We start from the raw sequence: 17,368 nt of genomic DNA, 5'->3' as shown, positions 1-17,368 counted from the left end.
CCATGCTGCTGTGCATCGATACCGGCAACACCAACACCGTGTTCTCGATCTGGGATGGCAGCAAGTTCCTGTCGCATTGGCGCATCTCGACCGATCATCGCAGGACGGCGGACGAATACTATGTCTGGCTGTCCACGCTGATCGCGGTGCGCAAGTTCGAACTGCAGATCGACGGCTGCATCATCAGCGCCACCGCGCCGCGCGTCGTCTTCAATCTGCGGGTGCTTTGCAACCGCTATTTCGACCTGCGTCCGCTGGTGGTGGGCAAGCCCGAATGCCTGATGCCGGTGGCGCCCCGCGTCGATCCGGGCACCAAGGTCGGTCCGGACCGGCTGGCCAACGCGGTCGCCGCCTTTGACCGGCACGGCGGCAATACCGTGGTGGTCGATTTCGGCACCGCGACGAATTTCGATGTGGTCGATGTCGACGGCGCCTATGTCGGCGGCGTCATCGCGCCCGGCGTCAACCTGTCGCTCGAGGCGCTGCACATGGCCGCCGCCGCCCTGCCGCATGTCGATGTCACGATGCCGGAACGGGTCATCGGCACCAATACGGTTGCCTGTATCCAGTCCGGCATCTACTGGGGGTATATCGGCCTGATTGAAGGCATCACACGGCGGATCCGGCAGGAACGCGATCACAGTATCAAGGTGATCGCGACCGGCGGGTTGGCACCATTATTCGATCAGGGGTTTGACCTGTTCGACGCGATAGAAGACGATCTGACAGTTCACGGATTAAGATTGATTCACGATTACAACAAGGAGATGGGCAATGGCTGACCGCCTGATCTATCTGCCGCTTGGCGGCGCGGGCGAAATCGGCATGAACGCCTATGTCTATGGATATGGCGCGCCGGGCAAGGAAAGGCTGATCCTGGTCGATCTGGGGGTGACCTTCGGCGACATGGACAGCGCGCCAGGCATCGATCTGATCATGCCCGACATCACCTGGCTGCAAGAGAACCGCGACCGGCTGGAGGCGATCTTCATCACCCACGGCCACGAGGATCACCTTGGCGCGGTGGGGCATCTGTATTCCAGGCTGGGTGTGCCGGTCTATGCGCGTCAGTTCACCGGCGCACTGTGCCGTCTGAAGCTGGAAGAGCAGGGGCATCCCGCCGACGTGGTGCGGATCACCGGGCCGCGCCCCGAGGTGACGCAGCTTGGTCCTTTCAATGTCCAGTTCGTGCCGGTCAGCCACTCGATCCCGGAAAGCGCCGCGCTGATCATCGACACGCCGGCGGGCCGGATCGTGCATACCGGCGATTTCAAGCTGGACGGCACCCCTGTCGTGGGCGATGCCTTCGATCCCATCGTGTGGCACGACATCGCCGCCGAGGGGCGCGGCATCAAGGTGCTGACCTGCGATTCGACCAACGTCTTCTCGACCCATCCCGGCCGGTCCGAGGCGCTGCTGGCCAACCCGATCCTTGAATGGGTCATGGCCCAGAAGAACATGGTGGTCGCGACCACCTTCGCCAGCAACATCGCACGGCTGAAGACCCTTGCCGACGCGGCCATCGCGTCAGGCCGCAAGGTCTGCCTGTTGGGGCGGGCAATGCGCCGGATGGTGTCGGTCGGGCTGGAAACCGGCATTCTGACGGATTTCCCCGATACGATCGGTCCCGACGAGGCGGCCAACATGCCGCGCGGCAAGGTCATGCTGATTGTCACCGGATCCCAGGGCGAACGCCGCGCGGCCAGCGCGCAGTTGTCGCGGGGACGCTATCTGGGGCTGTCGCTGAAGGAAGGTGACAGTTTTCTGTTCAGCTCGAAGACCATTCCGGGCAACGAACGCAGCGTCGGCCGGATCATGAACGCGCTCAGCGAAATGGGCGTCGATGTCTTCGATGCGGATGACGGCCTGTTCCATGTGTCGGGGCACGCGAACCGCCCCGACATCGAGGCGCTGCACGATCTGCTGAAGCCCGAGATCGTGATTCCGATGCATGGCGAGCATCTGCATCTGCGCGAACACATGATGCTGGCCCGCGACAAGGGTCTGGCGTCCGGGGTTGCGGTCAACGGCATGATGATGGATCTGACCGGCGACACGCTTAAGGTGGTCGATCAGGTCGAGACGGGTCGATTGTATCTGGACGGCACCGTGCTGATCGGCGCGATGGATGGCGTCGTGCGCGATCGCATTCGGATGGCGTTGAACGGGCATGCGCTGGTCAGCGTGATCGTTGACGAGGAAGATAACGTCCTGCCCGACGCCTGGGTGGAACTGATGGGGCTGCCCGGTCGGACACGCGGCGGCGATGACCTGGCCCGGCATATCGAGGGCGAGTTGGCCGAGTTCCTGGAATCGGCCGATAATCGCACCGTGTCCGACGATCGGAAGATGGAAGAGGCGGTGCGCAAGATCACCCGTCAGGTCGCCATGGAAGAGATCGGCAAGAAGCCCGAGGTGACCGTGATCATCAGCCGGCTGATGGCGGACTGATCGAACCGGCTGGCGGCGCGCGATCCGTGCGCCGCCGAACGCTGCGGGCCTGCGTCCGGCGGATGGGTCGGGATCCTGGCAAGGCTTGACCGCGTGCCTTGGTTGCGGCAATGCCCGGGCCATGAACGAGACACCGAAATCCGAGTTTGATCCGAATCCGCCGCGCCGCAATTTCTATGGCAGGCGTCACGGCAAGACGCTGCGGCACAGCCAGAAGGGCTATCTGGCCGAGGATCTGGGGGAACTGCGACCCCGCGGCATCACCGCGCAGGAAAACCCCGATCGCGAGGCCATCGACCCGGCAAGGATCTTCGGGGACGACAGACCCGTCTGGCTGGAAGTGGGGTTTGGTGGCGGCGAACATATGGTCCACATGGCCGCCACCTATCCTGACATCGGCATCGTCGGATGCGAGCCGTTCATCAACGGCGTCGCCATGCTTCTGGGCAAGATCCGGGCCGCCGGGGTCCAGAATGTCAGCGTTCATCCCGGTGATGCCCGCGACCTGATGGATGTGCTGCCCGATGCCAGCCTTGACCGCGCCTTCCTGATGTATCCCGACCCGTGGCCAAAGGCCCGGCACCACCGGCGCCGCTTTGTCACGCCCGAACATCTGCTGCCTCTGGCCCGCGTCATGCGGCCGGGCGCCGAATTCCGGGTCGCGACCGACATCCCCGACTATGTGCGCCAGACGCTGGAGCAGGCGCCGCTGGCGGGGTTCGATCTGGTTGCCGAAACGCCGCAGCCCTGGGCGGACTGGATCAGCACCCGCTATGAACAGAAGGCCCTGCGCGAAGGGCGCAGCCCGCATTATGTGACCTTTCGCCGGCAGGGTTGACTTGCGCCGCTAATGCTGGTCAGCCGGGCAAGGCAATGGCGCGGCAACAGCGCCGGAGGAAACCGCGATGACCGCACCTGACTGGATCGCCGTCGACTGGGGCACCAGCAATCTGCGTCTCTGGGCCATGCAGGGCGCCGGGATCGTCGAACGCCGCGAAGCCGCCAAGGGCATGGGCGTCCTGACCGCAGGCGAATTTGCAGGCGTTCTGGACCAGGCCACGGAAGGCTGGCCGGACGGGCTGCCGGTTGTGGCCTGCGGCATGGTCGGGGCGCGGCAGGGTTGGATCGAGGCACCCTATCAATCCGTTCCCGTGGCCGCCGCGCCGCATCTGGTGCAGGTGCCGGGGCGACGGGTCTGGATCGTCTGCGGTGTCAGCCAGAACGATCCGCCCGACGTGATGCGCGGCGAGGAAACCCAGATTGCCGGAATGCTGGCTGCGCGGCCTGACTTTGACGGCGTGGTCTGCCTGCCTGGCACACACACGAAATGGGCGCGTATCTCGGCCGGTGAGATCTGCCATTTCCAAAGCTTCATGACCGGCGAGCTGTTCGGGCTGCTGGCCGGTCAGTCGGTGCTGCGCCACAGCCTGGGCGAGCCGGGTGACGATGCGGCCTTCGATGCGGCGCTGGCCGAAGCCCTGGCGCAGCCGCACCGGGCCTATGGACGGCTTTTCCAGCTGCGCGCCGCCGGGTTGATCGGCACGCAGGATCCGTCAAGCGCGGCGTCAAGGCTTTCGGGACTGCTGATCGGTTGGGAACTGGCCGGGGCAAAGCCCTATTGGCTGGGGCAGGAGGTTGCATTGCTTGGCGCGCCGCGCGTTGCCGCGCTGTATGCCCGTGCACTTGCGGCGCAGGAGGTCGCCACGACGCTTGCCGATACCGAGGCCGCGACGATTGCCGGGCTGTTCCGGGCGCGCCAGCTGATCGGAGGCCAAAAATGACACGCAACCTGATCGCCATCCTTCGCGGCCTGACACCGGCGGATGCCGAGAGCGTCGGGCAGGCACTGGTCGATGCGGGAATCACGATGATCGAGGTGCCGCTGAATTCGCCGCAGCCGCTGGCCAGCATCGCTACGCTGCAGGCGCGCTTCGGCAGACGTGCGCGGATCGGCGCGGGCACGGTTCTGGATATCGCGCAGGTGCACGAGGTGGCCGCGACAGGAGCCACGCTGATCGTGTCGCCGAACTGCGATCCTGCGGTGATCCGCGCCAGCAAGACCGCAGGGTTGACCAGCTATCCCGGTGTGATGACGCCGTCCGAAGCCTTTGCGGCCATCGCGGCCGGGGCGGATGCGCTGAAGCTGTTTCCCGGTGAACTGATCGGGCCCGTCGGGCTGCGGGCGATGCGGGCCGTTCTGCCGTCCGACCTGCCGCTATATGCGGTGGGCGGCGTGACGGCCCAGAACATGGCCGAATGGCGACGCGCGGGTGCTGCCGGGTTCGGGATCGGCTCGGCGCTGTATCGGCCGGGCGACAGCGCCGCGACGGTGGCGGAAAAGGCCCGCCAGATCGTTGCCGCCTGGGACGCCTCGGCCTGAGGGCATATCGTCAGGGCAGGATCGCCAGCCAGACCCAGATGCTGACGACGGAAGCGGCGGTGCCGATCAGCACCGTCGAGGCCGCGACGCGGCGCGCAGATCCATAGATATTGGCGAAAAGATAGGCGTTGATCCCCGGCGGCATCGCCGCTGTCACCACCGCCGAACGCATGCCCGCAACATCCAGCCCCAGAACCGATCCAAGGCCGAACGTGACCAGCGGGTGCAAAAGCAATGCACAGCCGCAGCACATCGCGATGGTCGCCATGTCGCCTTCGGGGCGATAGCGGTACAGGATGCCGCCAAGCCCGAACAGCGCCGCAGGCAGCGCGGCGCGTGCCAGCATGTCGACGGCGGCCCAGAACCCCTCGGGCATGACCAGACCTGCCTGCATCAGAAGGTTCATCGCCAGACCGCACAGAATACCGATCACCAGCGGCGTCCTGATGACGCCCGACAGGGCACGCAGCGCGACACCCCCGACCGACAGGCCGGTACCGCGCGCGCGGGTGAACTCCATCGCGGTGATGCCGAAGGTGTAAAGCGCGGGCGAATGCAGGGCGATGATCGCCCAGTTGCCGTCCAGGGCCTGCGCGCCGAAGGCGCGTTCCGTGATCGGGATGCCCAGAAGCAGGGTGTTGGAAAACAGGCAGACGAACCCGATCGCCACGCAGTCCGGGGCAGGGCGGTTGAACAGGAACCGCGCCCCCGCCCAACCGGCGGCATAGCTGCAGAACGCCCCGGCATAGAAGGCGATCAGCAATGCGGGGCGGAACTCGTTGCCCAGATCAAGCCGCGCCATCGAGGCGAACAGTAGGGCCGGCACGGCGAAATTTTGGGCAAAGCGCATCAGCCCGTCCACCGCCGATTCCGAGAACAGGCCCCGCCAGCTGACCAGGTAGCCAAAGCCGATCACCAGAAAGACCGGCAGGATGGTGGTGAAAAGCGCGCTCACGTCGCGGTCGGGCCGGCCAAGGCCGGCGCGACGTTTCCGACCCTCAGCACCATCATGTCATGGGCGGGGATGATGTGATCGGGCGTCATCGTCATGACCTGATCGTAATCCATGTCGATATGCATGTTGGTCAGCACGCCACGCGGGGTTCCGGCCCGCGCAAGCCATTCCAGCGCCTGCGCCAGATTGGCGTGGCTGGGATGCGGGCTGTGGCGCAGCGCATCGCACACGAAGATCTCGGCATTCTCGATCAGCGGCCATGCCTCGTCGGGAATCTCCGACACGTCGGGCAGATAGACCAGGCCGCCGATGCGGAACCCCAGCGCGGTGATCTCTCCGTGCTGGACGCGGAACGGCTGGAAGGTGATCGGCCCGCCCGGTCCGTCGATGGTCACCGGGCCGTCAATCAGGTTCAGGTCCGCGATCGGCGGGTAAAGGCTGCCAGCCGGCGTGTCGAAGATATAGGCAAAACGGTCCCGCAGCGCCTGCGTCGTCGGTGTATCGGCCCAGATCTGCACCTTGCGGCGCGCATTGTGAACCAGTTGCCGGATATCGTCGATGCCGTGGATGTGGTCCGCGTGCGCGTGGGTATAGAGAACCGCGTCCAGCGTGGCGATCTGCGCGTCCAGCAGTTGCGGCACCATGTCGGGGCCGGTGTCGATCAGAACCTGGGTCGTGCCCCCCGGTCCCTCGCGTTCGACCAGCAGCGAACAGCGACGTCGGCGGTTCCGGGGGTTGGCAGGATCACATGCGCCCCACAGATTGCCAAGCCGGGGCACGCCGCCCGACGATCCGCAGCCAAGGATCGTGGCCTTGATCACGCCGCGCCTCCGGCCGCCTTCCAGAACAGCCGATCGAAATTGGCCGAGGTCCGGTGGGCGAACTCGGCGTAGTCAACGCCGAACAGGTCGGCGCCGACGGCGGCGGTCCGTGTCACATAGCCAGGTTCGTTGCGCTTGCCCCGATGCGGCGGCGGGGCCAGATAGGGGCTGTCGGTCTCGACAAGGATCCGGTCCAGCGGCGCTGCGGCGAAGATCGTGCGCAGATCGCCCGACCGCGGAAAGGCGGCGATGCCGGACATCGACAGGTAAAAGCCCAGATCCAGCGCGGCGCGGGCAAGTACCGCCCCGGAACTGAAGCAATGCATCACGCAATCATAGGCGCCGGCGCGATATTCCTCGGTCAGGATCCGGGCCATGTCGGCATCGGCGTCGCGGGCGTGGATGATCAGCGGCAGGCGGGTCCGGCGGGCGGCCTCGATATGGATGCGCAGACTTTCCTGCTGCCGTGACGCGCTTTCGGCGGTATAGTGATAGTCCAGCCCGGTTTCGCCGATGCCCACGAATTTCGGATGCTTGGCCAGCCGGGTCAGATCATCGACGCTGGCCATCGGTTCGTCCGCGACGCTCATCGGATGGGTGCCGGCGGCGTAGAATACGCCGTCATGCGCTTCGGCCAGGGCGCGGACCTGTGGTTCAAGCCGCAGCTTCGTGCAGATCGTGACCATGCGCGTCACGCCTGCCTGGCGTGCGCGGGCGATCAGCGCGTCGTGTTCACCGTCGAAATCGGGGAAGTCCAGATGGCAATGGCTGTCGACAATCGGCGTGGGGGCCGCTTGGGTCATGGGTCAACCTTTGGCTGGCAGGGCGGATTGTGCCGGCGGCAGATGCGCCAGTTCCGTCAGCATATCCATCACCAGCGCGGCAGGGTCAAGGTTGACCGCCCGACCGCTGCGTGCCCGCGCCGACAGACGGGCCTGCGCCCCGGCCCAGTCGCGGGCCGCCCGGTCGTCGGGCGAGATGCGGGCCATCAATGCGCCTTCGTGCCGAGCGGCCTGTGGCAAAGGCGCGCCCATCAGCCCGGCCCGCGCGGTCCGCGTCAGGAAACGGTCCAGCAACGTCACCATCAGGTCGAACGGGTCGCCATCGGCATTGGCGCGTCCGGCGGCGGCATCGGCCAGCCTGGCGGCGGCCAGCCGGTCCATGCGCGGCAGGGTGCCGAACAGATCCACGATCTGCTGATACCGCGCCAGCCCGTCCTGTCCCGAAAGCCTCAACGCTTCGCCGACCGAGCCGCCGGACAACGCGGCCAGGGCCTCGGCATCTTCAGAGATACCCAGCCCTGACAACGCCTCGGTCATCTGGTCGGGGGTCAGAGGGTTCAGGCGCAACGTCCTGCAACGCGACCGGATCGTTGGCAGCAGCCTGGCGGGCTGATGTGCGACCATCAGGATCAGCCCGTCTCTGGGCGGTTCCTCGAGCACCTTCAGCAATGCGTTCGCAGCGGCGGTGTTCATCTCGTCGGCGGCATCGACGATCGCGATGCGGCGACCGCCATCCGTGGCCGACATGTGAAAGAACGACAGCAGTCGCCGGATCTCGTCCACGGTGATCTCGGCGCGCAGGCGGCTGGCCTTGTCGTCCCATGGCCGCCGGATCAGTTGCAGCGCCGGTTCGGACAGGGCCGCAAGGCGCCGCGCCGCCGGATCCCCCTCGGGGACGGACAGATCGTCGCTGGCGGCACCCGACAGCAGCCAGCGGGCAATAGCCCAGGCCAGTGTCGCCTTGCCGACGCCGCGCGGACCGGTCAGCAGCCAGGCGTGATGAAAACGCCCGCTGCGCTCGGCCTCGATGAACTCGGCGATGGCGTGGTCCTGGCCGATGATCCGGCGCGTCATGCGCGGATGCGGTGCCCCCGGCACGCGGTCGGGTTCGGGGATATCCTCGGGGTCCGTCTTCACAGCGCGGCCCTGACACGGGCGGCGACGTCTTGGACGCTTCCGCTGCCGTCGATCACGCGGACCCGGTCGGGGTATTCCTGCGCCAACGCCCGGAAACCCGCCGCAAGCCGCTGCTGAAAGTCCAGGCCAAAGCTTTCAAATCGATCCTCGCTTCCGCCGCGCGCCTTGCCGCGCGCAAGGGCGATGGCGGGATCCACGTCGATGACGAATGTCCGGTCGGGTTCGACGCCGATCATCAGCGCATGCAAGCGATCGACGATCTGACGCAGATCACCGCGGGTCGTGCCTTGATACACGCGGGTGGAATCCGCGAACCGGTCGGTGATGACGGTTTGCCCCGCGCCAAGGGCGGGGCGGATGGTGCGTTCAAGATGATCGCGGCGGGCGGCCGTGAACAGAAGACATTCGGTTTCCACCGACCAGCGTTCGCCGGCCCCTTCGACCAGCAAGCGCCGGATTTCCTCGGCGCCGGGGCTGCCGCCCGGCTCTCGCGTGTGAAGGACCTGACGGCCTTCCGTCCTCAGCGCCTTGGCAAGCCATGCAGACTGCATGGACTTGCCACAGCCGTCGATCCCTTCGAAGCTGATGAACATCAAAGCCCCGTGGCTTCGATCGCCTTGTTTCCAAGCCGCATTGCGGCGCCCTTCAGGCGGCCTGCGAAACCCGCCTCGGGAACGTCCTGCGCGGCGATCAGCGGGGTGACGGCGTCCTTCGCACCCGGCACGGTGACCACAAGGCGACCCAACTGGTCGCCCTTCGCGATCGGCGCGGGCAGGGGCGAGTCATAGACGGCCTCGACCTTGACCTGATCCCTGGCGCCGGCGGGGATCAGCACGCGCGCGCCCTCGGACGTGGTCAGACCGACGCGCGCCTGCGTGCCCAGCCAGACCGGCACCTCGACGACCGTCTCGCCTGCGGGGACAAGCGTTTCCATGGTGAACTGCCGAAACGCCCAATTCACGATCCGCTCGGCTTCCTCGGCGCGTGCGGTTTCGGTGGCCAGGCCGGTGATCACGAAGACGATGCGCCGCCCGTCCTGAACCGCCGATCCGACAAGACCATAACCCGCCTCCTGGGTGTGGCCGGTCTTCAGGCCGTCGGCGCCGATGCCAAGACCCAGCAACGGATTGCGGTTGAAGCGATTGGCGGGCGCGCGGTTGTCATAGGGAAACTCGGTCAGGGCGAAATTCTTGTACAGTTCCGGGAAGTCGCGGATCAGGTGGACAGCAACCAGCCCCAGATCATGCGCCGTCATCCGGTGGCGCGGGTCGGGCCAGCCCGAGGCATTCGCGAAGGTCGAGTTGGTCAGGCCAAGCTCTTTGCCCTTCTCGGTCATCTGGCGGGCAAAGGCGTCCTCGGTTCCCGACAGTCCTTCTGCCACGACAACGCAGGCATCGTTGCCGGACAGCACGATGATGCCCTTGATCAGTTCTTCGACCGTCGGACGATCCTGTTCGTTCAGGAACATGGTCGAACCCTTCATCTGCCGCGCCTTGGTCGAGACGGGCAAACGTGTGTCCATCTGCACGCGGCCTTCGTGCAACGCCTCGAACAGCATGTAGGTTGTCATCAGCTTCGACATCGAGGCAGGCGGGATCGGCTGATCGGCGTTTTTTTCCATCAGCACGGTGCCGGTCGCCACATCATAGACCCACGCCGTGCCGGCATTGGTGTCGAAGGCGTTCGCGGGTGCGGTCAGACACAGCAGGGCGGCCAGCCTCAGCAGAAATGCGCGCATGGGAGATCCTTTGCCTGTTTGGGCAGGATGGTTACATGATGGTCTTGCGCCCCGCAACGCGCCTGCTTGGGAAGCCATGCGAAAGTGATCGGATTGCACGATTTGTCGATGCTTGACGCCGGACTGCGCGCGGCCTAGCCATCGGGCTGGGCGTGCGTTCGCGCGCCGTTCCCCGCAGACCGGCAGATCGCAAATGTCCCTGACCTCTGAACGCCCGCTTCTGGGCATCGCGCTGAAATGCGGCAGCGTCGCGGTGTTCACGCTGATGGCGGCGCTGGTCAAGGCCACGTCGCAGGACGGTCTGGGGGTGCCGCCGGGACAGCAGGTATTCTTTCGGTCGTTCTTCGCGATCCCCGTGATTCTGGTCTGGTTGTGGTGGCGCGGAGAGCTTGCGACGGGGCTGACGACATTCCGTCCGATGGGGCATTTCTATCGCGGCATCATCGGCACGGCGGCGATGGGGCTGGGATTCTGGGCGCTGTCGCTGTTGTCTTTCCCCGAAGTCACCGCGATCGGCTATGCCGCGCCCTTGCTGGTGGTGGTCTTCGCGGCGATGTTTCTGGGCGAGGATGTGCGCCTGTTCCGGCTGGGGATGGTCGGACTGGGGCTGGTCGGCGTGCTGATCGTCCTGTCGCCACAACTGCGGCTTGAGGCCGGGGCACAGGATTATCGTCGCCAGCTTGGTGCCGTCGTCGCACTTGGCGGCGCGACCTGCGCGGCTTTGGCGCAGATATTCGTGCGCCGATTGGTCCAGGACGAGCGCACATCGGCAATCGTCTTCTGGTTCTCGGTCACATCCGCGGTGCTCAGCCTTGCCACCATTCCGTTCGGCTGGGTGCTTCCCGATCCGACCACATGCGGTTTGCTGGTCCTGACCGGTCTTCTTGGCGGGCTTGGGCAGATCCTGCTGACATCGTCCTATCGTTTCGCGGACGCCTCGCTGATCGCGCCGTTCGAATATGCCTCGATGATCCTGGCACTGGCGATCGGGTTCTTCGTGTTTCACGAGGTGCCGACACTGACCGTGGTGATCGGCGCCGCCGTCGTTATCCTTGCGGGCATCCTGATCATCTGGCGCGAGCGGCGGCTGGGGCTTGAACGCAACCGGCAACGCAAGGCGATGACGCCACAGGGCTGAAACCAGCCCGACAGGCGTGGTCGCAAAAGGGGGCGGTGGTTGTCGTTCGCGATCAACCCATTCCAAGCGGGTCCTGGCGCATCTTGGCGCGCTGTGCATCGGCGCGTCCGCTGATCAGGGCGATGGTTCCCAGCGCCGTGCAATAGAACGCGCCGACGCCCAGAACCATCCATCCGGGAAGCGGGCCGATCGACGCGCGTTCCAGAAACTGCCCGACACTTTCCAGCGGCACCGGATGCACCATCAGCTTGCCCAGATAGGCGATTGTCTGAATCAGCAGGATCCAGAAATAGTTCCGTCTGATCCGGCGCCCGACAGCGGTCCAGAAGCTGACATGATAGGTGGGATGACGGTAATCCTCGGCCAGTCGGTTCTGCCAGCCTTCCTCCAGATGCAGATCGCCCTCGGTCAGCATCGGCGCCAGGAAATGCAACTCCATCCAGCGGCAGCGCGCCCGCCAGACGTTGAAATAGCGATAGCGTCGCGCCTCGAGCATCAGGAAGAAGAAGATCAGGATGCCGACAAGCACCAGCGGCAGCGGCGATGCCTGCGGCGAGGAATACGCGATGGACAGCGCGACCCCCAGCGTGACCACCGACCAGTTCGTGGTCGTGTCCAGGCGGGTGCGCCACAATGTCGAACGATAGATTTCCCCGCGATAGAGATGCGCGATCACCCCCATTTCGGCCGAATCAAGCCGCTTGCGTGCCGTCGGATCGATGTCCATGTGCCCCTCTCCCTTCGTCTCAGATTGGCAGGGGGGATGAGTTTCGGCAAGGGCCGCGCGGGCTTCAGCCGCCGGTGGCCTCGCGCCAGTGGCGGCGGCACAACGAGACATAGACTTCGTTGCCGCCGACCTGGACCTGGGCGCCCTCGGTGATCGGGTGGCCGGATTCGTCGCGGCGAATGACCATGGTGGCCTTTCTGCCGCAATGACAGATCGTGCGAACCTCGCGCAGGTCGTCGGCAAGCGCCAGCAGCGCGGCCGAGCCGGGAAACAGCTCGCCCCGGAAATCGACCCGCAGCCCATAGCACATGACGGGAATGTTCAGGTCGTCTGCGATCCGGGCCAGCTGCCAGACCTGGTCCCTGGACAGGAACTGCGCCTCGTCGATGAAGACGCAGTCGCAACCCGCGCGGTGCTGGCTGACCAGGGTGAACATGTCGCTTTCGGCGCTGAAGGTCAGAGCGTCATCCGCGATGCCGATGCGGCTGGCGATCCGGCCCTGGCCCGCGCGGCTGTCCAGCGCCGCGGTCAGCAGAAGCGTGCCCATGCCGCGTTCGCGATAATTGTAGGACGCTTGCAGAAGCAGGGTGCTTTTGCCCGCATTCATCGTCGAATAGTGGAAATACAGCTTCGCCATGGCGGCAGCAGATAGCCGCGCGTTCCTTCGGCGGCAAGATGCTGCCAGATCGGTTTGCGGCCGCCGGCCGTTTCTGGCATATTCCATGCACGGCGGCGGCGATATTCCCCCTGGCGCGATTCTGCGCCGCCTTTTCCATGACTTCAAAGCAGGTTTTTTTACGATGCGTGACCCGTTGTTTCGCATGGCCCTGATCCTGGGGCTTCTTGCCGCCGTCGGTCCGTTCGCGGTCGACATGTATTTGCCCGCTTTGCCTCAGGTCGCGCGCGATCTGGACACGACCGAGACCGGCGCCGCGCTGACCCTGACGGCCTATTTCGTGACCTTCGGGATTGCCCAGATGATCTATGGTCCGATGGCCGATGCGGTCGGGCGCAAGCGGCCGCTGGTGATCGGTGTGGTGATCTTTCTGGTGGCGACCGTCGCCGCGGCACTGGCGCCGTCGATCGGCTGGCTGATCGCCGCGCGGGCTGTGCAGGGGCTGGGCTCGGCGACGCTGATGGTGGTGCCGCGGGCGGTGATCCGCGATCTGGCGACCGGACCGGCCGCCGCGAAGATGATGGCGGCGATCATGATCGTCATCTCGATTTCACCGATGCTGGCCCCGCTGACCGGGTCGCTGGTCATGGCATGGGGCGGCTGGCGCGAGATCTTCGGCGTTCTGGCCGCCGCCGCGCTGCTGAGCCTGTGCCTGATCCTGTTCGTCCTGCCGGAAACCCTGCCCGCCGAAAACCGTCGCCCGGTCCGTCTTGCGCCGATGCTGTCGGGGGCGAAAAGGCTTCTGGGCGACCGCCGTTTCATGGGGCTGACCATGATCGGCGGCTTTGGCATGGCCAGTTTCTTCGTGTTCCTGTCCACGGCCAGCTTCGTCTATACGCGGCAATACGGGCTAAGCCCGACCGGCTTCTCGATCGCGTTTGCGATCAATGCGATCGGCTTCTTCACCGCCTCGCAGTTCGCAGGGCCGATGGCCGCGCGCTTCGGGATGGAACGGGTCATCGCCCTGGCGATCACCGGCTTTGCGGCGCTGACGCTGCTGCTGACCGGGGTGGTCTGGTCAGGCGCCGATGCGTTGCCGGTGGTGGTCGCGGGGCTGTTCGTCGCCAATGCCTGTCTGGGGCTGGTCATACCGACCGCGATGGTCATGTCGCTGGATCCGCATCCCGACATCGCAGGCATGGCGTCGTCGCTTGGCGGCACGATCCAGATGCTGACCGGCGGCGCGATGATCGTCGTGACAGGGCCGTTCATGGACAATTCGGCCGCGACCATGGTCCCGGCGATCGCGCTGTGCGCGGGGCTTGCCTGGGTGTCGGCGGCACTGTCGCTGCCGCGGCTGCGACTGCGGGCGGCATAAGAAAAAGGGCCGCAGGATCAATATCCTGCGGCCCTTTCCTTTGGTTGGATCAGGCTTTGGCCTGACGGCTGCGCGGCTGGCGCGAGGGGCGGCGCGCTGGCCGTTTGTTGCCCCCGCCATCCATCGGCTTGCCGCGACCGCGAGGTGCACCGCCGCGACCCGCAGGTGCCGTTGCCGCCGGAACCTCGCCGCCGATGACCGTGATCGACGATTTCATCGCCCTCTCGATGGCGCGCAGTTCGCCAAGTTCGGCCGGGGCGCAGAAAGCGACGGCGCGGCCATCACGTCCGGCGCGCGCGGTGCGGCCGATACGGTGGACATAGTTTTCCGCGACATTCGGCAGGTCGTAGTTATAGACATGCGCGACCTCGGGAATGTCCAGCCCGCGCGCCGCGACATCGGTCGCCACCAGCACCTGCGTGTCGCCCTTGCGGAAGGCCTGCAGCGCCCGTTCGCGCTGACCCTGGCTTTTGTTGCCGTGGATCGCGGCGACCGAAAAGCCCCATTTGTCCAGCAGTTTGGACAGTTTCTCGCAGCCATGCTTGGTGCGGCCGAAGACCATCGACAATTCGCCGGGATGCTTGGCAAGATATTCGGCCAGCAGGGTCGCCTTGTCGCCCTGCGACACGAAATGCACGCCTTGGTCGATCTTGTCGGCGGCCTTGCCCGGCGGGTTGACGGCAACCTTGACCGGATCGGTCAGATAGGTGTCCGACAGTTCCGACATCAGCTTCGGCATGGTGGCCGAGAACATCAGCGTCTGACGTTCCTTGGGCAGCATCCGCGCGATCTTGCGCAGTGTGTGGATGAAGCCGATGTCCAGCATCTGGTCGGCCTCGTCCAGCACCAGATAGGTGGTGGCCGACAGGTCGATCGCGCGGCGTTCGATCAGGTCCATCAGTCGGCCCGGCGTCGCGATCAGCACGTCCACGCCGCGCGACATCCGCTCGGTCTGGACGTTGATCGAGGCACCGCCGACGACGCGGAATGACCGGATCGGCGTGCCTTCGGCATAGGCGTCGATATTGGTGGCGATCTGGGTCGCCAGTTCGCGCGTCGGGGCCAGGATCAGCGCCCGGCATGTCTTGGGGTCGGGCTTCTTGCCGAACTTGATCAGCCGGGTCAGCATCGGCAGGCCGAACGCGGCGGTCTTGCCGGTGCCGGTCTGAGCAAGGCCCAGCACGTCGCGTCCGCCGACCACGGCCGGAATCGCCTGGTCCTGGATCGGCGTGGGCTTGTTCAGCCCCATCGCGGCGATATTGGCATTGATTCGCGGGTCGATGCCCATATCGGCGAAGGGGCCGGTGGGCAGCGGGTCGCGGGCGGGGGCGCGGCGCCCCTCGTTCGGGGCAGGGTAGGCATGACCGGGGCGGGATTTGCCGCCACGCGAGGGGCGGCGACGATTATTCTGGTTTTCCATAAAGGACTTTCATCCCCGACACCCCTCGTATCGGGCGCAAGGGCAGGGGCCGCGCATCATCGCGCGGCGATCAGCAGGGGTGCAGGCGAAATACGAGAGTGCCTGCAAGCCTCCCCGCGTGAGTGGGAAACTGGATGATGTGCCGCGGCCCTGGCGATTCCTCGCGGCTGCTCACGCGGCAGCGGGTTGCGACGTGGGACAGATGGAGGTTCGGGCCGGACAAGTCAAGCGCGGTCTGCGCTGTCCAGCCAGATCGTGACCGGGCCGTCGTTCAGAAGCCGCACCTTCATGTCGGCGCCGAAGATGCCGGTTTCGACCGGGATTCCGTGGCCACGCAGGCTGGCCGCGAAATATTCATACAGCCGCCGCCCGTCCTCGGGTGCGGCGGCGGCGGAAAATCCGGGACGGTTGCCGGTGCGCGTATCCGCCGCCAGCGTGAACTGGCTGACCACCAGCGCGCCGCCGCCGATATCCAGGACCGAACGGTTCATCTTTCCCGCCTCGTCCTGAAAGATCCTCAGCTTTGCGATCCGCGCAGCCAGCTTGTCGGCGGTTTCGTCCTGATCGCCCCGCATCGCGCAGACCAGCACCAGAAGCCCCGGTCCCGTCTGACCCACGATCCGGCCCTCGACCTCGACCGAAGCGTCAGTCACACGTTGGATCAGCGCCCTCATGCACGGCGGTTCCAGGCCGAGAACAGCAGCATTCCCGCCACCATCGCCGCGAAGAAGATCAGGAACGGCACGCCGCCGAAGCCAAGCGAGGCCATTGCGGGTCCGGGACACAGGCCAGAGAGGCCCCAACCCAGGCCGAACAGCGCCGCCCCGGCGATCAGCCGCCCGTCGATCTTCTGCGGTGGCGGTGGCGGCAGTTCCGTGCCCGTCAGGGCGGTGCGGCGCCGCGCGGCGACACGCCAGGCGACCAGCATCGGCAGGATCGCACCGGTCAGCACGAATCCAAGCGTCGGATCCCAGGTTCCGAACACATCAAGCCAGCCCTGCACCTTTGCCGGGTCGGTCATGCCCGAGACCAGCAGGCCCGTCCCGAACAGCGCGCCCGCAAGCGCCGCGATGACAAGCCGCATCATGCCGTCCACCCCAGCGCCCGCGCAACGATCACGGCAACACCACCGGTGAACAGATAGACCAGCGTGGCCACGATGCCCCGGCGCGAAAAACGCGAGATGCCGCAGACGCCATGCCCCGACGTGCAACCGTTCCCAAGCCGCGTTCCGAACCCGACCAGAAGCCCGGCAAGCACCAGGACGCCGCTGCCAGCGATGGGCGCCGAACGCTCGGCCGCGCCGATCATCACCAGCAGCGCGGGGGCAAGGATCAGCGCGGCGATGAAGACCGCGCGTTCAACCATGTTGCTGCGCCCCGTGCCGTCCACCAGTCCGCCCAGAAGCCCGCTGGCCCCCATGATCCGGCCGTTTCCCAGCAGATACACGGCAGCAGCGCAGCCGATCATCAATCCGCCGATCAGTCCGGCGATCCAGTCAGGGTTCATCGAAGGCTCCATCTGTTCCAGGCTAGAATATATTCCTGAAAATGAATGCGTCAAGAACGGGTCGACGTTTCACTTCCCCAGAAAGATTCCGACGACGACCAGCATCAGGCCGATTGTCGATGCCGCAAGGGCGCCCATGTTGACGGCGATGACGCCGCGCATCTTGACCCTCAGGGCTTGGTCGTCCAGCCCGGCGCGGCGTGCGCGCGCCACCGTCAGGATGCACCAGATCAGTGCCGCAAGCCCGGCCAGGGTCAGCGCCGCACCGGCCCAGATGACGATCTCGAATACATTCATCGCGCGCTCCTGTCTGCTG

The 17,368-nt window shown here is 65.8% G+C and carries 20 protein-coding genes; 7 read left to right on the top strand and 13 right to left on the bottom strand.

The window, feature by feature from the left end; translation table 11 throughout:
* Nucleotides 1–2: 2 nt before the first annotated feature.
* The 5 genes from J7359_RS13820 to J7359_RS13800 all read left to right on the top strand — a co-directional run bounded on the left by J7359_RS13820 (nucleotide 3) and on the right by J7359_RS13800 (nucleotide 4,831).
* Complete coding sequence (locus J7359_RS13820; protein ID WP_209057423.1) at nucleotides 3–782, top strand: type III pantothenate kinase; 780 nt, start codon at nucleotides 3–5, stop codon at nucleotides 780–782.
* Nucleotides 775–2,451 (top strand): ribonuclease J, encoded by a 1,677-nt coding sequence (locus tag J7359_RS13815; protein WP_209057422.1) that lies wholly within the window; start codon nucleotides 775–777, stop codon nucleotides 2,449–2,451. Before J7359_RS13820 ends, J7359_RS13815 begins: the two co-directional genes overlap by 8 nt.
* A gap of 121 nt (nucleotides 2,452–2,572) precedes the next feature.
* Nucleotides 2,573–3,289: a tRNA (guanine(46)-N(7))-methyltransferase TrmB gene (locus tag J7359_RS13810; RefSeq protein ID WP_209057421.1), complete on the top strand. Its 717-nt coding sequence runs from the start codon at nucleotides 2,573–2,575 to the stop codon at nucleotides 3,287–3,289.
* 67 nt (nucleotides 3,290–3,356) lie between these two features.
* Nucleotides 3,357–4,232, top strand: a complete 876-nt coding sequence (locus J7359_RS13805; RefSeq protein ID WP_209057420.1) for a 2-dehydro-3-deoxygalactonokinase — start codon at nucleotides 3,357–3,359, stop codon at nucleotides 4,230–4,232.
* Nucleotides 4,229–4,831: a 2-dehydro-3-deoxy-6-phosphogalactonate aldolase gene (locus J7359_RS13800; RefSeq protein ID WP_209057419.1), complete on the top strand. Its 603-nt coding sequence runs from the start codon at nucleotides 4,229–4,231 to the stop codon at nucleotides 4,829–4,831. Before J7359_RS13805 ends, J7359_RS13800 begins: the two co-directional genes overlap by 4 nt.
* A gap of 10 nt (nucleotides 4,832–4,841) precedes the next feature.
* Here J7359_RS13800 and J7359_RS13795 read toward each other — a convergent pair whose 3' ends face one another.
* Genes J7359_RS13795 through J7359_RS13770 form a run of 6 tightly spaced genes read right to left on the bottom strand, consistent with a single transcriptional unit; the run spans nucleotide 4,842 to nucleotide 10,264 of the window.
* Nucleotides 4,842–5,786, bottom strand: coding sequence for an AEC family transporter (locus J7359_RS13795; RefSeq protein WP_209057418.1), 945 nt, complete (start codon nucleotides 5,784–5,786; stop codon nucleotides 4,842–4,844).
* Nucleotides 5,783–6,607 (bottom strand): MBL fold metallo-hydrolase, encoded by an 825-nt coding sequence (locus tag J7359_RS13790; RefSeq protein WP_209057416.1) that lies wholly within the window; start codon nucleotides 6,605–6,607, stop codon nucleotides 5,783–5,785. Before J7359_RS13790 ends, J7359_RS13795 begins: the two co-directional genes overlap by 4 nt.
* Nucleotides 6,604–7,410 (bottom strand): TatD family hydrolase, encoded by an 807-nt coding sequence (locus tag J7359_RS13785; RefSeq protein WP_209057414.1) that lies wholly within the window; start codon nucleotides 7,408–7,410, stop codon nucleotides 6,604–6,606. Before J7359_RS13785 ends, J7359_RS13790 begins: the two co-directional genes overlap by 4 nt.
* 3 nt (nucleotides 7,411–7,413) lie before the next feature.
* Complete coding sequence (locus J7359_RS13780) at nucleotides 7,414–8,526, bottom strand: DNA polymerase III subunit delta' (RefSeq protein ID WP_348524389.1); 1,113 nt, start codon at nucleotides 8,524–8,526, stop codon at nucleotides 7,414–7,416.
* Nucleotides 8,523–9,119, bottom strand: coding sequence for a dTMP kinase (tmk, locus tag J7359_RS13775; RefSeq protein ID WP_209057412.1), 597 nt, complete (start codon nucleotides 9,117–9,119; stop codon nucleotides 8,523–8,525). The genes J7359_RS13780 and tmk overlap by 4 nt, the downstream gene beginning before the upstream one ends.
* Complete coding sequence (locus J7359_RS13770) at nucleotides 9,119–10,264, bottom strand: D-alanyl-D-alanine carboxypeptidase family protein (protein ID WP_209057411.1); 1,146 nt, start codon at nucleotides 10,262–10,264, stop codon at nucleotides 9,119–9,121. Before J7359_RS13770 ends, tmk begins: the two co-directional genes overlap by 1 nt.
* 193 nt (nucleotides 10,265–10,457) lie before the next feature.
* Here J7359_RS13770 and J7359_RS13765 point away from each other — a divergent pair, with 193 nt between their 5' ends.
* On the top strand, nucleotides 10,458–11,402 hold the full coding sequence (locus J7359_RS13765) for a DMT family transporter (protein ID WP_209057405.1): 945 nt from the start codon (nucleotides 10,458–10,460) through the stop codon (nucleotides 11,400–11,402).
* 52 nt (nucleotides 11,403–11,454) lie between these two features.
* Here J7359_RS13765 and J7359_RS13760 read toward each other — a convergent pair whose 3' ends face one another.
* Entirely contained in the window at nucleotides 11,455–12,129 is a 675-nt protein-coding gene (locus J7359_RS13760) for a DUF2270 domain-containing protein (protein ID WP_247740393.1), read from the bottom strand.
* A 64-nt stretch (nucleotides 12,130–12,193) separates the two neighbouring features.
* Nucleotides 12,194–12,766, bottom strand: a complete 573-nt coding sequence (locus J7359_RS13755; protein WP_209057404.1) for a thymidine kinase — start codon at nucleotides 12,764–12,766, stop codon at nucleotides 12,194–12,196.
* A 163-nt stretch (nucleotides 12,767–12,929) separates the two neighbouring features.
* Between J7359_RS13755 and J7359_RS13750 the strand changes: the two genes are divergently transcribed.
* Nucleotides 12,930–14,123, top strand: coding sequence for a multidrug effflux MFS transporter (locus tag J7359_RS13750; RefSeq protein WP_209057400.1), 1,194 nt, complete (start codon nucleotides 12,930–12,932; stop codon nucleotides 14,121–14,123).
* A gap of 49 nt (nucleotides 14,124–14,172) precedes the next feature.
* Here the strand turns inward: J7359_RS13750 and J7359_RS13745 are convergent, their stop codons facing one another.
* The 5 genes from J7359_RS13745 to J7359_RS13725 all read right to left on the bottom strand — a co-directional run bounded on the left by J7359_RS13745 (nucleotide 14,173) and on the right by J7359_RS13725 (nucleotide 17,349).
* Nucleotides 14,173–15,411: a DEAD/DEAH box helicase gene (locus tag J7359_RS13745; protein WP_247740404.1), complete on the bottom strand. Its 1,239-nt coding sequence runs from the start codon at nucleotides 15,409–15,411 to the stop codon at nucleotides 14,173–14,175.
* A gap of 356 nt (nucleotides 15,412–15,767) precedes the next feature.
* Nucleotides 15,768–16,217 carry a D-aminoacyl-tRNA deacylase gene (gene dtd / locus J7359_RS13740; RefSeq protein WP_209057397.1) on the bottom strand — a complete coding sequence of 150 codons (450 nt, stop codon included), beginning with the start codon at nucleotides 16,215–16,217 and terminating at the stop codon, nucleotides 15,768–15,770.
* Nucleotides 16,214–16,630: a DUF6691 family protein gene (locus tag J7359_RS13735; RefSeq protein WP_209057396.1), complete on the bottom strand. Its 417-nt coding sequence runs from the start codon at nucleotides 16,628–16,630 to the stop codon at nucleotides 16,214–16,216. The genes dtd and J7359_RS13735 overlap by 4 nt, the downstream gene beginning before the upstream one ends.
* A complete protein-coding gene (locus J7359_RS13730) occupies nucleotides 16,627–17,052 on the bottom strand; it encodes a YeeE/YedE thiosulfate transporter family protein (protein WP_209057394.1) in 426 nt (141 codons plus the stop codon). Before J7359_RS13730 ends, J7359_RS13735 begins: the two co-directional genes overlap by 4 nt.
* A 69-nt stretch (nucleotides 17,053–17,121) precedes the next feature.
* Nucleotides 17,122–17,349: a hypothetical protein gene (locus tag J7359_RS13725; RefSeq protein ID WP_209057393.1), complete on the bottom strand. Its 228-nt coding sequence runs from the start codon at nucleotides 17,347–17,349 to the stop codon at nucleotides 17,122–17,124.
* Between the last annotated feature and the right edge of the window lie 19 nt (nucleotides 17,350–17,368).

It is taken from the genome of Paracoccus sp. R12_2 (assembly GCF_017744015.1).
GTDB lineage: Bacteria > Pseudomonadota > Alphaproteobacteria > Rhodobacterales > Rhodobacteraceae > Paracoccus.
The sequence above is the reverse complement of the archived record's forward strand: the minus strand, read 5'-3'. Positions and strand labels throughout refer to the sequence as shown.